The 16,794-nt window shown below is 43.2% G+C and carries 11 protein-coding genes; 1 reads left to right on the plus strand and 10 read right to left on the minus strand.

The features are described from left to right. Positions 1 to 5 precede the first annotated feature (5 nt). The 5 genes from M3180_RS03145 to M3180_RS03165 all read right to left on the minus strand — a co-directional run bounded on the left by M3180_RS03145 (position 6) and on the right by M3180_RS03165 (position 9,956). Positions 6 to 896 (minus strand): ABC transporter permease, encoded by an 891-nt coding sequence (locus tag M3180_RS03145; protein ID WP_432806902.1) that lies wholly within the window; start codon positions 894 to 896, stop codon positions 6 to 8. Between the two features lie 363 nt (positions 897 to 1,259). Then, complete coding sequence (locus M3180_RS03150; protein ID WP_251665758.1) at positions 1,260 to 2,831, minus strand: response regulator transcription factor; 1,572 nt, start codon at positions 2,829 to 2,831, stop codon at positions 1,260 to 1,262. After that, entirely contained in the window at positions 2,824 to 4,626 is a 1,803-nt protein-coding gene (locus M3180_RS03155) for a sensor histidine kinase (protein ID WP_251665759.1), read from the minus strand. Before M3180_RS03155 ends, M3180_RS03150 begins: the two co-directional genes overlap by 8 nt. Before the next feature lie 131 nt (positions 4,627 to 4,757). Continuing rightward, positions 4,758 to 7,568 (minus strand): glycoside hydrolase family 3 C-terminal domain-containing protein, encoded by a 2,811-nt coding sequence (locus tag M3180_RS03160; protein WP_251665760.1) that lies wholly within the window; start codon positions 7,566 to 7,568, stop codon positions 4,758 to 4,760. A 54-nt stretch (positions 7,569 to 7,622) separates the two neighbouring features. Continuing rightward, positions 7,623 to 9,956, minus strand: coding sequence for a glycoside hydrolase family 95 protein (locus M3180_RS03165; RefSeq protein ID WP_251665761.1), 2,334 nt, complete (start codon positions 9,954 to 9,956; stop codon positions 7,623 to 7,625). Positions 9,957 to 10,519: 563 nt separating this feature from the next. On the opposite strand from M3180_RS03165, the gene M3180_RS03170 reads away from it, so the two are divergent. After that, positions 10,520 to 11,737 carry an MFS transporter gene (locus M3180_RS03170; protein ID WP_251665762.1) on the plus strand — a complete coding sequence of 406 codons (1,218 nt, stop codon included), beginning with the start codon at positions 10,520 to 10,522 and terminating at the stop codon, positions 11,735 to 11,737. 67 nt (positions 11,738 to 11,804) lie between these two features. Here M3180_RS03170 and nfsA read toward each other — a convergent pair whose 3' ends face one another. The 5 genes from nfsA to M3180_RS03195 all read right to left on the minus strand — a co-directional run bounded on the left by nfsA (position 11,805) and on the right by M3180_RS03195 (position 16,760). Then, complete coding sequence (gene nfsA / locus M3180_RS03175; RefSeq protein ID WP_251665763.1) at positions 11,805 to 12,554, minus strand: oxygen-insensitive NADPH nitroreductase; 750 nt, start codon at positions 12,552 to 12,554, stop codon at positions 11,805 to 11,807. Positions 12,555 to 13,146: 592 nt separating this feature from the next. Beyond that, positions 13,147 to 13,434: a phage holin family protein gene (locus M3180_RS03180; RefSeq protein ID WP_251665764.1), complete on the minus strand. Its 288-nt coding sequence runs from the start codon at positions 13,432 to 13,434 to the stop codon at positions 13,147 to 13,149. A 197-nt stretch (positions 13,435 to 13,631) separates the two neighbouring features. Further along, a complete protein-coding gene (locus M3180_RS03185; RefSeq protein ID WP_251665765.1) occupies positions 13,632 to 14,162 on the minus strand; it encodes an AraC family transcriptional regulator in 531 nt (176 codons plus the stop codon). A gap of 111 nt (positions 14,163 to 14,273) precedes the next feature. Beyond that, on the minus strand, positions 14,274 to 14,936 hold the full coding sequence (locus M3180_RS03190; RefSeq protein ID WP_251665766.1) for a hypothetical protein: 663 nt from the start codon (positions 14,934 to 14,936) through the stop codon (positions 14,274 to 14,276). A gap of 84 nt (positions 14,937 to 15,020) precedes the next feature. Then, positions 15,021 to 16,760: a prenyltransferase/squalene oxidase repeat-containing protein gene (locus M3180_RS03195; RefSeq protein ID WP_251665767.1), complete on the minus strand. Its 1,740-nt coding sequence runs from the start codon at positions 16,758 to 16,760 to the stop codon at positions 15,021 to 15,023. Between the last annotated feature and the right edge of the window lie 34 nt (positions 16,761 to 16,794).

Genomic DNA, 16,794 nt, shown 5'->3' on the forward strand with positions numbered 1-16,794 from the left:
TCCTCCTAGATGACAGATTCTTTCGTAACCTTTTTGTAAATAAAGTTGGCAAGGAATACGAGAATGATGCTGACTACCGAGTTGAAAATACCGATTGCCGTACCATAAGAATACCTACTTAAATTTATCCCGTAATTCAGTGCATAAAGGTCTAAGACTTCCGCATAATCGTTAACTAACGGATTACTTAGCAAGAATTGCTTTTCAAAACCGATACTGATTAAGTGACCAATTGAAAGAATGAACAATACCATAAACGTCGTGCGAATACCAGGAAGTGTGATATGCCACATTTTTCTGAAGCGTCCCGCTCCATCTACTGTTGAAGCTTCGTACAGCTCAGGATCTATTCCAGACATCGCCGCGAGGAAGATAATAGTGTTCCAGCCTGTTTCCTTCCATGCATCAGCGATTGTTACAATACCCCAGAACCATTCACCTTTGGCCATAAACTGAATTGGCTGATCAATAATATGCAGTGCCATTAAAAGTTCATTGACAGCGCCACCGTCTGTAGACAGCATTTTCGTAACGATCCCTGATACAACAACCCACGATACAAAGTGTGGCAAGTATGCAATGGTTTGAATCGTCCGTTTGAAAAATTGCTGACGGAGCTCATTTAGCAAGAGTGCAAATATTACGGGAACTGTAAAACTAACGATTAGTCCCATTGAGCTCATTGCTAGCGTATTGCGTAGAACTAGATAGAAACGCTCGTCCGAGAAAAGCTCAATAAAATGCTTAAATCCGACCCAATCCTGATTAAGTATATTGTTACGTGGTCGATAGTTTTGGAAGGCCATCAACCATCCCCAAATTGGTACGTAACTAAAAACAATAATCCAAATAACAAATGGTAGAGACATAAAATATAAATATTTCTGTTGTACCATTGTTCGAAAGAAACGCTTCGTACTGCTTATTTTCGCTACGCTGTTTTGATTTGATGTTTGCGATTTCATTCGATTTCCTCCTACCCTCAAGATGCTCAATCAATACGTATCATTTTCGTACCCTTAGTTTAGTACAAATGTAAGCGCTCAAATACCCAAATAATTTGTCATAAAATCATATAACTTTATCGATTTTCACTGCAAAAAACAAAAAAATAACGAGACACTCCTGAAAAATCACCTTATTTTCATATATTATTTGGACAACGGCAAAAAAAATATGCCCAAAACCAAACATGGATTAATTTGGCTTAAGGCATATGTAATAGAGTTTTAACAATAATTAACGTTAAACGTAATGCTTTATTTCGTTATATTTTGTTTTCCGCCTGGCTTATAAGCGGATGGAGAGACTCCTTTATATCTTTTGAATTTACTATGAAAATAATCTACATTCGCATATCCGACTAGCTCTGCAACCTGATGAACTTTTTTTCCTTCTTGTAAGAACTCAATCGCCCGATTAATACGAACTTGATCAAGATAGGTGTTAAAACTCTCCCCCGAATGGTTCTTGAACAGCTTGCCAAGGTAACCACTATTATAGTTAAAAATCTCAGCCATCGTCTCTAGACGCAATGGTTCCATATAATGTCGGTCAATGAAATCCATCATCTGCTTCATAACCGAGGTGTTACCGCTCTCGTTCTGATTTAACCGTTCAATGATGGAATAGATTTTTTCCTTCAATTGATCCAGCATAATATGGTTATGATGGGCTAGATAAAGCGTTGTAACAATTTTCAAGTCTTGCTCAAGCTGTAAACGAGGATGAATCGAGCTTAACCTGTTAATAACGAAGGTTAGCAGCTGTGCCCAGCCATTTTTTATTTGCTGCTCATACAATCCTAGTGCCTTAAACTGCTCGTCCGTTGAAATCAGCAGTTCATCTACTAGCTCCCTATTGCCAACATCAATGCTATATAAGAGACGCTGCGATGATTGATCGATGACCATCGCTGTCGTTATGTCTTTCTCAATCGTATCCCGAGTCAGCCTATCAACGATTGAATCTAATGAATACATGCTGTTCTCTTGCAGAAAAAATCGCTGCTTCAACAGCTCCTTCATCTCTTTTACTTGGTTGTAGAGCGTTGCGATTGATTGCTCTTCATTACTTGCTAATGCAACGAAATATATCTGTTCTCCACATGCACTTTCCAGCTGCTCAACGATACGCTCCTGCTTTGAGCTATTCATATGGATATTATAGGACAGAATGCCGATGTAGTTTTCATTGGCAAACACTTCCCCCCAGCCCTGCTCCTCTACAAAATCGCTAAGCTGTTGCTTAATCTGATTGCGAACGGTCAGTGAGTGCTCTCGACTATACGTATCGATCATAATGAGCGTAAGTTCTTGTTCTTGTGTAGAGAACAGTCGCTCCCAGTGCTCACTCGTTAGCTCCGCATCTGTTAAATCCATAGAGATAAAAGCTTTTAGCCATTCATCCTTCAATAAGCCAAGCGTTTGCTCGCTAATTTCTAGCTCATGCTGCTTATCTTGCAGCTCTCTGCTTATTTTTTCAATAAAATTAGTGAGCTCTACCTCATCAATCGGCTTAAGAATATAGCCATCAACGCGATACCGAATAGCTTGCTGTGCATATTGAAACTCACCATAGCCACTTAAAATAAGAATTCGACTCCTTGAACCAAGCTTGCGTAGCTCACTGATTGTTTGCAGCCCATCCATAATCGGCATTCTAATATCGATTAGAATAAGCTCCGGGCGATGCTCTTTATATTTTTCGAGCGCCTCCACTCCATTGCTCGCAACAGCACAAACCTCAAATTGATATTGCTCCCACTCTATAAGCGTTTGCAGGCCTTGTCTGATCATTGGTTCGTCATCAACAATCATTACCTTAAACATGTAGTTGACCTCCTGTATTTATTGAAAAAGAAACGAGCGTGCCTTTTCCTCGTTCCGAATGTATGCTTAAGCCAGCATCAGTGCCGTAAATCATCATCAGGCGTTGATGTACATTGCGAAGACCAATTCGGCCCCCTTCCTGCTCCTCTGACTGATTAATCGCTTGCATAACTTCCTCTAATCGCTCCGGTGACATCCCATCACCGTTATCAGACACAGAAACATGGAGCATTTGATCCTCGAGCTTAACGGTAATCGTTATTTTTCCTTCTTCTAATACTTGATCCATGCCGTGCACGACTGCATTTTCAACAATCGGTTGAATTAATAACGGCGGGAGCTTTACATCAACAGCTGTTTCATCGATGTGCAGGTCGAATGTTAATCTCTCCTGACCAAATCTAAATTGCTGAATGACCAAGTAGTATTGAATAACCTCGATCTCATCAGATAAATAGATTAAGCCACTGCCAACCTCCAAATTTTTGCGAATATATTTACCTAGCATGCGTACAATATTCGCTAACTCCTTATCACCTTTCATATGTGCATGCATTCTGATCGATTCCAATGCATTGAATAAGAAATGAGGGTTGATTTGACTGGCCATCATTTTCAGCTTAATTTCACCTTGCTTAAGCTCCAATTGGTTCCGTTGATTTTCAGTAACGCGAACCCTCTCCATCAAGTCACGAATGCTGCTGACCATATTATTAAACTGTTTAGATAATAAGCCCACTTCATCTGTACCTGATATCGTTGAGGTTACGGTTAAATCACCGGTGCTGAGCTTATGGATGTTTTTAACGAGCGACAATATTCGCTTCGATAGTAAGGAAGAGGTCATATAAATAAGTACCATAGATATAAAAATGCTGATCAACATAATCATTAAGCCATCTTTAGATATACGGTTCGCCCCATCCACGATGGAGTCAATTGTAAAGATCGACATAATCTTGAATCCGTTCTGACTATATTGCGGCTTCACTTCCTCGATAATGATGCGAGAAGGCTCACCATCAATATCCATCTCATATTGTCCTACTTCCCAGTGATGCCCAACAGAAAAATGCTGATCTGATAGCGGAGTTCCTACGAGCTTAGGATCTTTAGCCGCAACAATGATCTCTGAGCTATCGATGATATACGTATCGAACGTCTCTTGTCGGACAATGTTTTGCAGTGCCTCTGGATTAATATTCATCACGAGCACTCCGTTTGAACGATATAAAGGAAATTCAACCTTGCGTACTAGAGAAACAAAGGATTGATTCCTTTTCGTTTCATCAGGAATATAGCCCCAATAAATAAATCCACTCTGATCAGAATAATTATACCAATTTGTATCTGTAATATCCTTCGTCAGCTGGATAAACTCCCAGTTGTTTAATAAAGTAGGGTTGTTCATATAAAACCGAATATTGTAAATTTCACTGTACAATTTAATAAATTCTTTAAAGTCTTGATAGTTCTGATACGCTTCCACGACTTCATATGTGCTGGCATATTGCGTGTTCATTAAGGTAGAAAGCTGATTATCACTCATCAGTATACCTGATATATCAATCGGACGCTGCAATACATCCTCAAGCTGCGATTTGATCCGCTCGACGTTGTTATAGGATTGCTCTGTCGCTTGTTCAAGCACATGATCACGAAACTGCCCCGTTAAATACATACCGACAATAACGATAGGTACAAAAGCGACCGCAATAAAGGATATAAATAGCTTTTTCTTAAGCCTAATATTATCAAGCAGCGATAATATTTTCTGAATTTGCCTGTACAGCATCGTGTATACCTCATTTGGTGTTATTTTAGTAGTCCCATTAAAATATGATAACACATCCGTAAAAAAACGATAACCCACAGGGAGCATTCGCATGCCCTCTGCGGGTTATCATTATTTTCCACTATATATCTTTACACGACTTGGAATCCGCTTAGCTTGATCGAACCATGAAGTACTATAGTAAGGTCGTTCCCTAGCTTCTCTTGAAGCTCCGCAATAGCATCGCTCCACTCCTGCTCACCTGAAGCAGCGATGTTAAGCTCTGCAATAAGCTTCTGCGCAGAATACAGAATGAGCTTACCGCCTTCAATTCCACCTGCCACTCTAGCCTTGAACTGACTAGCAGCTTTAGAGCTGTCGACGTCTAGGAAAGTAATTTCCCCTTCTCCTTGCTCCTTAGCGATGACACAAGTTGTACCTTCCTTCGATTCATCCAAGTAAACTGATTCATACGTATCATAGTTCTCGGCACGAGTCCAAGCTGATAGATCACGAGCCGGTATCACTTCGCCCCCTAGCTGTAGCTCAAGCGAATGATGCAGCTGCTCGGAGGTTGAGCCTACGGCTAATGTGTACGTCGCTTGCTCCAGCACAAAGCGATCACGCGTAACGTCCCACATCATCAAATAGTCCTTTGCTATCGGCAGCGATACGACTTTAGTTTCCCCAGCAGCAACAGAGACGCGAGCAAAGCCGACTAATTTTTTACGAGGTCTTTGTACACGAGAATTTGTAACCGTGACATAAAGCTGAACAACCTCGTCAGCCGTAAGATCAGACGTATTCGTCACTTCTACAGAAGCGATGAGCTCATCTTGCTCGTTGAACGAATCAGCAACCGTAAAGTTACGATATTGGAAGGTAGCATAGCTTAAACCATGACCAAATGGATACAACGGTTTTTCGTCCAAGTACAAGTACGTACGCTTTGACGTCATAATATCATAATCCATGATATCAGTAAGATGCTGCTCGGATTGATACCATGTCATATTTAGACGACCTGCTGGCGAATAGTCTCCAAAGAGCACATCTGCGACAGCATGTCCCAGCTCTTGACCTGCATGCGAAATATAAAGTATTGCCGGAATTCGATCCGCAAGTTCTCCTAATACAAACGGATAGCCGCCAACGAGGACGACGACTGTATTTGGATTTACGGAAAGCACTTCTTCTATTAATTTGCGTTGATCCGCTGCAAGCTCAAGGCTTGGACGATCAATTTCCTCTTTACCATTAATTAATGGATTATTACCTACAACGACAATCGCTTGCTCTGCTGCAGCAGCTAATTCCTTCGCCTCAGCAATGCCATCCTTAACTTTATCAACCGTAATCAGATCCTGTTCTGTGGACTGACCGTTTTCATCGACCGTTACAAACTCATTTATAGCTGTTGGAAGCTTAATCGCCTTATGATTCCAAGATTGAATGGAGAACAAGTTATCCCGTTGCTGCTTAAGGCGAATAACCTCTTTAACGAACCATCCATAGGCTTCATCTGCGCTAGCTGCTAGGTGCTTGTCATCAGCTGTAGTAAGCAGCTTACCCGTTGCTACGTTCATAAACGTGTAGCTTCCGCAATCCCAATCTGTCAATTCGAATACCGTTGCCTGCTGTGAACTGTCAACAAGCTTAAGCTTTTGATCTTGGTCTTCGTCCACAGCAAAACTTCCACGAGCGCCTGACGACAGCTTTACATGGTCATTGCTCGAAGCAAACGAAACGGACGCATTGTCCAGCTTACTTTTCACAGCATCCAGCACAGATACTTTATATGGAAGAGTTCCAGCATACCAATCACGGTAAACGACATCCGCTAGAGGACCAACGACAGCAACAGAGCCTAGCTGCTTAGATAGTGGCAATTGCTGCTTCTCATTCTTAAGCAACACAATAGATTCTTTCGCAGCCTGCAGTGATAGCTCAGCATGCTCCGGTGCCATTAGCTTAGACTCTGGCGTATTGGCGTATGGATTCAATTCCTCAGGATCAAACTCTCCAAGCATAAAGCGAACTCGGAATGTGTTAAATAGCGCCTGATTGAGATCAGCTTCTGTTAACAAGCCTTCCGTTAATGCCTCACGAATCGCGGCACATGATTTTTCTTTATCATCCGTAATGCTGTCAATGCCCGCTTTAATAGAGTGAGCAACAGCATGCTTATATTCCTCGTAATAATGATGGTCGTTAACGATGCCGAGCAGATCGCCTGCATCACTTACTATAAAGCCATCCATATTCCATTCTTCTTTTACTACCTTTTTAACGTCATCCATTACAATTGTCGGGGTGCCGTTCACAGCATTATAGGAGGTCATCATCGACTTCGCTCCACCCTTAACGAAGGCTGGCTTGAACGCAGCTTGATAATATTCCTTCATATTACGAGGGTCAATGCTAGCTGAGCAGCTACCGCGATTCACCTCATTATTGTTTCCAATAAAGTGCTTAAGAGTTGCAATCGATTTATAGTAGGTAGGATGATCGCCCTGCATTCCTTTTACAAGACCAGCTGTCAACTCGCCAGTAAGCACAGGATCCTCACCATACGCTTCTTCTGTACGGCCCCAGCGCGGATCACGCTCCATATCGACAGTTGGCGCCCATAGTGTTAGTCCGTTAACTTCAGGGTTACGCTGATAAAACACACGAGCCTCATCACCAATGACTGATCCGATCTGCTGCATCAGCTTGTCATTCCATGTGCAGCCAAGTCCAATCGGCTGAGGAAAAGAGGTTGCCTCACCAAGCCAAGCCATACCGTGTGCCGCTTCTGTACCATGCTTATAGGCTGATACACCGAGACGCTCAATAGCTGGCTGATATTGCACCATGGATTCGATTTTTTCATCCAATGTAAAACGTGCGATTAAATCCTTCACTCGCTCATCTAGTGGAAGGGTATGATCTTGGAACGGATATTGCTTATTGTTAGTCATCTCATTCTCTCCTTTTCATGCCATGCATTTTCATTCTCATATACTAACCTATTGCTATGCCAACTGAACCCGATACGTATGTCCCGCAACAGTTTCAATGACTTCGTTACCGTTGTAGCTTATTCCCGACGTCGCATCAATAATGACGATGGAATGTTTATAGCTAAGCTGCAGTGGCTTTCCATAAAGCGATAAAATTGTCGCCTCAGTAAGCTTACTGTCCTCCCACTGAATGCTAAGCTTAAAGCCTCCTCTTGCCATCAAGCCACTCACTTCACCAGCCTCCCAAGGCTCAGGTAAAGTCGGCAATAATTCTATCGACTTACGATGACTTTGCACAAGTGCCTCCGCCATGCCAGCGATCCCGCCAAAATTTCCATCAATTTGAAATGGAGGGTGTGCATCGAACAGGTTCGTATATGTCGATCTTTCAAGCAGCGTACGAATAAATGTATACGTATCTTCCTTCATTCCAAGTCGTGCATAGAGGTTAATAAGCCATGCACAGCTCCAGCCTGTATGTCCGCCGCCATGTGAAATACGACTGCTTAAGGTTTGTCGTGCAGCCTCGATAAGTTCAGGCTGTTGAATTGTTGTACCTGGGTATAGGCCGTACAGATGGGAAACATGACGATGTCCAGGCTCATGCTCTTCAAAATCAACATCCCACTCCTGAAGCAGCCCTTTATCGTTAACCTTCAGCTTCACCATTTTTTCAAGTGCAGCGGAAAGTTCAGTTCGGAAAGGCTCGTCCTCATTAAGCAGCTCAGAAGCTTCAATGACATGCTCGAAAAGCTCTCGAATTAGTGTCATATCCATCGCTGATGCTTGAGCGACACTGCTCACTTTGCCCTGATCATATACGAATTTATTTTCCGGTGATGTAGAAGGCGATGTAATGAGTTGCCCTTGTTCATCCTCAATTAGCCAGTCCAAGCAGAACTGTGCAGCACCCTTCAATAGCGGATACGCTTTCTCTTTAAGATAGTCTAGATCTGGATGGAATAAGTATCGCTCCCATAAATGCTGTGTAAGCCAAACGCCGCCCATCGGCCAAAACGCCCAGCTTGGATGCCCGCCCGTTGGACTAGACATTCTCCAAATATCCACATTATGATGAGCGACCCAGCCCTCTGCCTTATAGTGAATTTTTGCCGTCCTTGCACCAGTTTCGGCCAGCTCCTCAATCATTTGAAGCAGCGGCTCATGACATTCACTTAACGACAAAAGCTCTGCAGGCCAGTAATTCATCTCCGTATTAATATTCGTTGTGTAATCACTATTCCAAGGCGGCTGAACCCGATGATTCCATATTCCTTGTAAATTTGCAGGCTGTGTTCCAGGTCGCGAGCTTGTAATTAGCAGGTAGCGCCCATAATTAAAATATAAGCTCTCCAAGCCTAAATCCATTGCGCCCTGCTTGTAGCGAGCCAATCGCTCGTCGGTTGGCAGCTCATGTCCCTCTTCTGCTCGTCCCAAAGTAAAGCTCATTCGTTTATACAATCGTTGATGCTCTAGCCTATGAGCATCCATAAGCTCTTCATACGTATAACCCTTGATCGCATCCAGCACCGCTAGGTTATCCTTCGACAGCAAGGAATAATGCTGATGCGGCTGTTCATCAAAGGCGGTAAAGCTCGTTGCAATACTGCCGATAAAATGGACGTAGGTTGCATCCTTGACCTTAATACCTTCAGCTGTGTATTCAACAGAACCATCACTTAACGCACGCAGCTTTGATTGGAAAATAATCCCTCGATCTTCCTCATATTGTACCGCGTATGGATGGTCGCCAAAATAATTGTCCGCAATATGAGTAGGGCAGCGACCTTCAATCGTATAATCCTGACTTGAAGAGCTGCTATTAGACGGATGTGGAAGCGAAAAGCTAGCCTCTAGATCCATCGCTTTGCCTTCACTGCGATAGGTCAGTGCAAATATTTGATGCGGAACGCTTACCCATGCTTGTCTTGTATATCGAGCACCATCAGCTTCAAGCTCCATAAAAGCAACGGCTGTTTCAAGATCTAATCCGCGCTTGTACCTTGCAGCTTGCTCCGGTGCATTAAGCCATGTTACGAACAAATCCCCAAACGGCTGGTATGCTTGACAATTAAGCGCTAACATTTTTTGTTCAATTAACGCCTCTGCTTCTGCATATTTCCCTGCTGCTATGAGCTCTCTTGATTGTTTAAGGTAGCGCAGCGCCTCATAATTATTCGTATCTCTTGGGAAGCCTGACCACAAGGTATCCTCATTTAGCTGTAGCCGTTCACATGAGATTGAGCCAAACACCATAGCACCAATTCTACCATTACCAATCGGCAACGCCTCTTCCCATTCGTTAGCCGGCTGGGTGTAATATAATTGCTGATCATTTCTGTTCATTATCCCAAGCTCCTCTAAAATGAATATTATGTTTATCTTACGTTACGTTTAAAACAAGTAACACCCATTACTTTCTCATAGTTTTCATATAGAAATTAGTCTTTCCGAGCGTTATCGCTTCGTTCCTTTATGTATACGCCTAATGCAATCGATATCCTGCTCTTCCATAAGAAAAGAAGAATGTCCTCACTCATGGACATTCTTCATATTGATATGGCTCATTCATAATACGTACAGTATGAGAAGACCGCTGTGATTGCCAGTAAAACATACAGCAGCAGGGACACCATTCTTATCGACTTTTTATTCATAGACACATACCCCTCTCACGTTGTTAGCCCATTTAGCCTATTATATGAAGCTTTTATGAGAATAGCGCCTGTTCGACCGTCAGAGAGCATAAATTTTCACTTTACGTTAAAATTATTTTGTGTGATAATATGAGATTATGCATACCGCTCATGTTATGTTAGCAGTTAGCGTCTTTATCCGTTACTTTCTTATTATTTTGTATCATTGAATACAGTTAATATCTACACTTAGCTAAGTTTTTGGAGGTCTTCATGTCTTTGCTGCTGCGTAACCGTGGATCTATCTTATTATTAATGATCAACATCTTTATTGTATTTGTCGGTATTGGCCTTGTTATCCCTATCCTTCCAAAGTATATGGATCTGCTTCATATTACGGGTGGAACAATTGGCTTGATGGTTGCGGCATTTTCACTATCACAGCTCGTTTTCTCACCACTTGCAGGACGGTTGTCCGATAAATTCGGTCGCAAGCCAATTATTATTATTGGCATGCTAGTCTTTGCAGTTTCAGAATGGATGTTCGGCGCAGCTAACACCGTATGGCTGCTGTTTCTAGCAAGGATTATTGGCGGAGTCGGAGCTGCCTTAATTATGCCAGCTGTGCTAGCCTATGCTGCTGACGTAACGACTCGTTATGAGCGTGGACAAGGTATGGGGTATATTAACGCAGCGATTACAACAGGCTTTATTATTGGGCCAGGTATTGGCGGTCTTATTGCTCAATTTGGTGTACGTGTTCCGTTCTATTGTGCAGCGGTTGCGGGCTTAATTGCTGCGATCATCACATTCTTTCTATTGCCACCTCCCGTTAAGGCAGAGGCCGAAGTGGAGAATCATGATCATGTAGAAGAGAAGGAAAGCATGCCATTGTGGCGACAGCTTGCTTTGTCCGTAAAGGAGCCTTATTTTGTAAGTCTGATTATTATTTTTATCGCTTCGTTTGGACTTGCAAATTTCGAAACGGTATTTACATTGTTTGTTGATGATAAATTTGGATTCAGTACCTTAGATATTGCATACATTATAACGTTCGGTTCCATCGCAGGTGCCGTCGTACAGGCAACGATATTCGGGCAACTGTTAAATAAATTTGGCGAATATCGCGTCATTACGATATGCTTGCTCGGTGCAGCACTTTTCATCGTATTAACCTTGTTTGTTCATAAATACTGGCTCATCTTCGCCGTAACGTTCCTCGTGTTTTTGGCAATGGATATATTACGTCCTGCGCTCGGAACTTTGATGTCGAAAATGACCACCCATCAGCAAGGCTACGTGGCAGGGTTGAACTCAGCCTATACAAGCCTTGGCAATATTCTCGGTCCTATTGTTGCGGGTGCCCTCTATGATGTAAATATCGATTATCCTTATTGGATGGCAGGAGCGATACTTTTTGTTTGTTTCCTGCTTGCGCTTGCAACAGGCAAAAAACATCTAACTGCACCACAGCAATCAGAGATCAATTAAAAGCGAGCTCGTTACCTTCACAGAGCATGAAGGATGCGAGCCCGCTTTTTTATTTATGTCGGAGTATCTATTTCTTTAATACTTGCTTACTATGTAGAAACGGAAGTATATCCTCACGCTGCTTTCCTTCAAGCCGCTTAGCCATCGCTTCACTCCAATTGAATTGCTGCTTGCCATTGCTCCGCTCTCGAACATAGCTTTCCATTACTTTATTATACTGCCCTATATATTCAAGCTGCTTATTCGAATCATAAACGTTTTCATGCAGCACGGCCTCCTGTGGAAGACGCGGCCTTAGCAGAGGCTCCTCCGCAGCATAGCCAATACACATGCCAAACAGCGGATAAACCAAATCAGGAAGCTGCAGCAGCTCAGCTGCCTTGGTTATATGATTGCGTATGCCGCCAACATATAGTATGCCGAGTCCGAGCGACTCGGCTGCAATGGCACTGTTTTGTGCCGCCAAAGCGGCGTCTACTGTAGCAATAATAAAGTGCTCCGACAATGCCAGATTATCGCTTACCGTTGTTGAAGGGATCATACCATCCACTGCTACGTGTATGCGGTTCAAGTCTCCACACCATACTAAAAATTCAGGTGCTTCTGCCACGTGGGGCTGAGGCCCGCTTAACTGAGCGAGCTGCTTTCTAATTTCCATATCTGTAATGCGCACCACACTGTAGGCTTGCATATTACTTGAGGTCGAGGAGCTTTGTCCAGCAGCAATAATAGTGTGAAGCTGCTCTGTCGTTACTGGTCGATCTGAGTACTTGCGAATCGAGCGATGATTATTTAGCAGCCTTATCGTTTCATTCATGTTGTCCCTCTCCTTTATATGTATTCCAATTACACTTCTTAGATACGACGTCGACTACGCTATAACACTTTACATCGTAATCAACTTTGGACTTTTTGATTACCTTATTATCTTACGATAAAAGTCAAAAAGTTCGTAGTTCAGTACCAAGAAGCTTGGACGATACTAGAAAACGAGGAGCGCAGCGTAGGGACTTACTACGTGAGCACCGGAGTTTTCGGTAGCGTTCAAGATTCGACGTCGACCATGCTATCACACTTTACATCGTAATCAACTTTGGACTTTTTGATTACCTTATTATCTTACGATTAAAGTCAAAAAGTTCGTAGTTCAGTACCAAGAAGCTTGGACGATACTAGAAAACGAGGAGCGCAGCGTAGGGACTTACTACGTGAGCACCGGAGTTTTCGGTAGCGTTCAAGATTCGACGTCGACCATGCTATAACACTTTACATCGTAATCAACTTTGGACTTTTTGATTACCTTATTATCTTACGATTAAGGTTACCGTAAGTAAAGGAACCCCATAGCAGCAGTAAAGCAAGGGACAGCCGTGGCAAGCATGGACTGTCCCTTGCTCTATTAAAACGAATTATTCAATATTCTTTTTACGCCACTGACTGTATAAATTGTGCGAGAGCGTTGTCATCGCGGAAACTAGTATACCTTGTATTATTCCATCAACGATTGTCGCTGCTAGAACGACACCACCTGCAATGGCAATTGCCGTATTTACATATGGGATTACCCAATTTGGAATGTTAGGAGTTCTTTTCATCATCCATCCGAAAAATAAAAGCACCGGAATTAAAATTAGCAGTTCTGGCTCCACATATTGCTTAACAAATAAATAAAGTTCGTCCTGCATAATAGCATCCATGTGATCACCCCTTCGCTAGCAGATACTAGCTAATAGCTTGCCACACTATACTATATGCGGGCTATCCATCGCCGTATAGTTCACCCGCCTATGCAATGACAATCTTGGCTTATGTTACACATCATATGGAGTATCACTGTCTGTTCTAGAGTACAAAAAAGAAGCGATGCATCCATCGCTCCTTCGTTCCCATGCTTCTATTGGTGAAGTATAAAACCAATATCTAATATAATATTGCCCTGTTCATCACGTTCATCGAATCTTGGCATCGCATAGCGCTCAAAGAACAGCATAGCTCCTTCTTTATTTCGATGAATCTGCATGCCTTCTTCAGCAAGCTTAGCCATGCAACGATCTTCCTTTGCATAGATATCTGGCTCTTTGCCCTTTAACCAGCAAATTCCTGCCTCTGTTGGTTGAATCATAATAAAGTCATACGTTTCAGGCACTTCCGTATCTGGAGGAGTGAACATCCCAATCCAGTACTGAAACGGTTCGCCTTCCTTATATCTCATAAACCCAAGTGCTGCTTCTCCATCTTCCATCAGCTGTTTACAGGCATCTATACCTCCAGCCGCTTGTTCAATCGGATCAAATAAGCGCTGCTCGATCCATTGCTGCCATTGGCTTGCAAAGCTGCCATTCACACGATCATCCTCGCCATATTTTCTACCAATAAATTTAACTGCTGGTATGCTCTGCTTATATACTTTTACGATCTCCGGCACGAACATTCCTCATTTCATATTGATTTGAAAATTTAACTACAATGGCAAATATTCGAGTTCACGCAAGCATTTCCTGCTATTTTTTAGAAAAAAAACAGAAGCAAGCATCATTTAATCTGATTCCATAAGCCTAAGCTGCTCCTGAATGCGAGTCGGTATCACTTGACGCAGCTGCTCCCAGCTCATTAGCAGTTCCTCTGGTATGGAATAGCTGCTGTAGCGCCCACTAGGACGAAACCGATAACGCTGTAGATTAGAGTGAACAACACTATTAATTTGTTCGCTCGTTTCTATTACACCTTGAAAAGGCGCTGTTATGATAAGCCCCGCTTCTCCAGCTTCTTCATACGTACAGGTGCTATAGTTAGGGATAAGCGGAAATATTTCCTTCAAGGGGGAGAAGGCATGCTTACCAGCTTGACAATATAGCTTTACCCGTTGCCCCTCAACGTTGCTACGATCTGGAAGAAGGCCCTTAAAGTATTTGCCGTGAAAGCTCGCTTCACAATCAGTGACTGAACCATCCTTACCTACATAGACCCATACATGCTCTAAATCATAGAGATGCTGGATATCGTAGTCCCAATAGATGGCGAACTCAATAACAAGCATCGTGAACTTAGGATCAAGTTTTATCTGTCTACGAAACGAAGGTGACGGCGCTGATTGATCCAGCACCGTCACCCCTACTGCCTGAGGCAGAAAGGGCTCATGCTCATCCAGCTCTAGAATCGGTATATACTGACTTGCAAGCTTTATCGCATCAACGCTCATTGTATACTAGCCTCCTAGCATGAATTACTCATCTATCGTCTATCTATGCAGTTGGTTTAGTTTCATTCACTTTCGCTGTTTACGTTAGCTATTTAATGTAATTTTCAATTCATGCTCAAAAGGCGTCACGAGATTAATCATCACTCTTTGTGCATCACCTTGCGCGATAGCATTGCGCATATGTGTTATGTTGTGCTGCTTTGCTCCTCCGATTAGCTGCATACTATAGGAGCCGCTATGTCCCAAAAGCTCACCATCACTCCAATGCCATAAACCTTCACCGGCCTTCTGCAGTCCGCTACCAGATAGCTGCATATCTCGAGGAAAGAGCAGCGACAGCTGAGTAATTACATCATGACGCTCGTCACTTTGAATCCGTATTAGCCATTCATTGTTTCCCTTTATAAGCTCTGCTGTAATCGTTAGCTGCTGCACATGGGTATGCGGTCTTAGATGATGTGGAAGCAGATACCAGGGACTAATCGCCGCCTGGGCAGAAGATGGCAAATAGTTAGATGGCACAGGTCCATAGTAGCCTTTTTCCTGCGTCGTACTAAATCTGCAGCCATCCTCCGTTTCTACAAAGTTCTCCATCTCTACAACACCCGGCGAAAACGTAGTAGCTAAGCTAACGGCAAGAAGCTTCGCATCTCCGTTACGCAATGAGAAGAAGGATGGTGTACCTGACATAATCAGCGCACTCCGCTTCCCTTCCTTATAGCGCATGACAGGTGCACCGAAGGAGGTATGCATACTACTATGGTGTATGATGCCATGATGTCCAGCTTGCTCCATCTGCTGTAGCTGATCGCTTATCGGATAATTAACATTTAGCACCTTCTTAAAGTTATCGGGTACATCGATACGTGCAATATGCTCAACATTCGGACACGGATAGCACATGCTGCCGAGCAGCGCATGATTGTTAACGGGCCCAAGATGCGTTAACGCTGCTGCTGCTAGGTCATACATCGCTGCAAACAACGGATTACGATCATGCTCGGCCATCCACTGATAGCACAAAAAGTATTCTGATAGATTGTGCCGTACGCCCCAGTCCTGTCTACCAGAATAGTCTGTAACGACCTCACCATCATCGAAGACCAAATAAGCCATCATCTCTAGATTCTTTCTTACGGGCTCAAGCAGCTCTGGCTTTTGGAAGCCTATGCTGCTGTAGATAAACATAATGTTGGTAACGGCATTATAAATCCCATTGCTTCGTTCGGTCCATTCCCCATCATCAGTGCAGTCCAATCCTTCAGCAAGCCATTCCTCCGCACGTGTCCGTAGTCGCTCATCGCCAAAAATACGATATAGGCTACTCAGTGCTGCGGTTAATACCCAGCGGTGATTCGGGGTATGACAACCTCCTGTAAGCATCGCAGGCATCGCACGTTCTAAAAATGTCTTAATCTGCTCTGCCAATGCTGTACCCCGCTCCCACGTCTCATCGCTTAACACCCAATAGATTTGCGCCATACCATTAACGACAAAAGCAGTGTCTGGCGGAGAATTGAAGTTCGTACCACCCAGCGAAATTGTCCCATCCTCATGCTGCCTATTGAGCATAAATTGAGCAGCCTTGTAGAGCGCTTCAGCCACCTCATTGTTGCGATAATATTTAGATTGTTTCGTATATAAAGCTGCTGTCATCGATGCAATATAGGCTGCTGTACCACCATGGCTTGCAAATGCCAGACCGCTATATTCATCGATCACTCCACCGTCATTGCGACTGCCATCTTTAATTTGATGCTGCAGTGCATATCGTACTTCTGCATCGTTTAGCGTAATGAGCTTTTGATAGATTGACTCCTCCATGCTTGTTCATCCCCTGTCCTTGTATTGCTGAACC

Origin of the sequence: Paenibacillus camelliae (assembly GCF_023715345.1) — a bacterium.
GTDB lineage: Bacteria > Bacillota > Bacilli > Paenibacillales > Paenibacillaceae > Pristimantibacillus > Pristimantibacillus camelliae.

Coding starts and splice junctions, on each gene's coding strand:
- M3180_RS03145 (WP_432806902.1), bottom strand. CDS start 896: ATGGTACAACAGAAATATTTATATTTTATGTCTCTACCATTTGTTATT.
- M3180_RS03150 (WP_251665758.1), bottom strand. CDS start 2,831: ATGTTTAAGGTAATGATTGTTGATGACGAACCAATGATCAGACAAGGC.
- M3180_RS03155 (WP_251665759.1), bottom strand. CDS start 4,626: ATGCTGTACAGGCAAATTCAGAAAATATTATCGCTGCTTGATAATATT.
- M3180_RS03160 (WP_251665760.1), bottom strand. CDS start 7,568: ATGACTAACAATAAGCAATATCCGTTCCAAGATCATACCCTTCCACTA.
- M3180_RS03165 (WP_251665761.1), bottom strand. CDS start 9,956: ATGAACAGAAATGATCAGCAATTATATTACACCCAGCCGGCTAACGAA.
- M3180_RS03170 (WP_251665762.1), top strand. CDS start 10,520: ATGTCTTTGCTGCTGCGTAACCGTGGATCTATCTTATTATTAATGATC.
- nfsA (WP_251665763.1), bottom strand. CDS start 12,554: ATGAATGAAACGATAAGGCTGCTAAATAATCATCGCTCGATTCGCAAG.
- M3180_RS03180 (WP_251665764.1), bottom strand. CDS start 13,434: ATGGATGCTATTATGCAGGACGAACTTTATTTATTTGTTAAGCAATAT.
- M3180_RS03190 (WP_251665766.1), bottom strand. CDS start 14,936: ATGAGCGTTGATGCGATAAAGCTTGCAAGTCAGTATATACCGATTCTA.
- M3180_RS03195 (WP_251665767.1), bottom strand. CDS start 16,760: ATGGAGGAGTCAATCTATCAAAAGCTCATTACGCTAAACGATGCAGAA.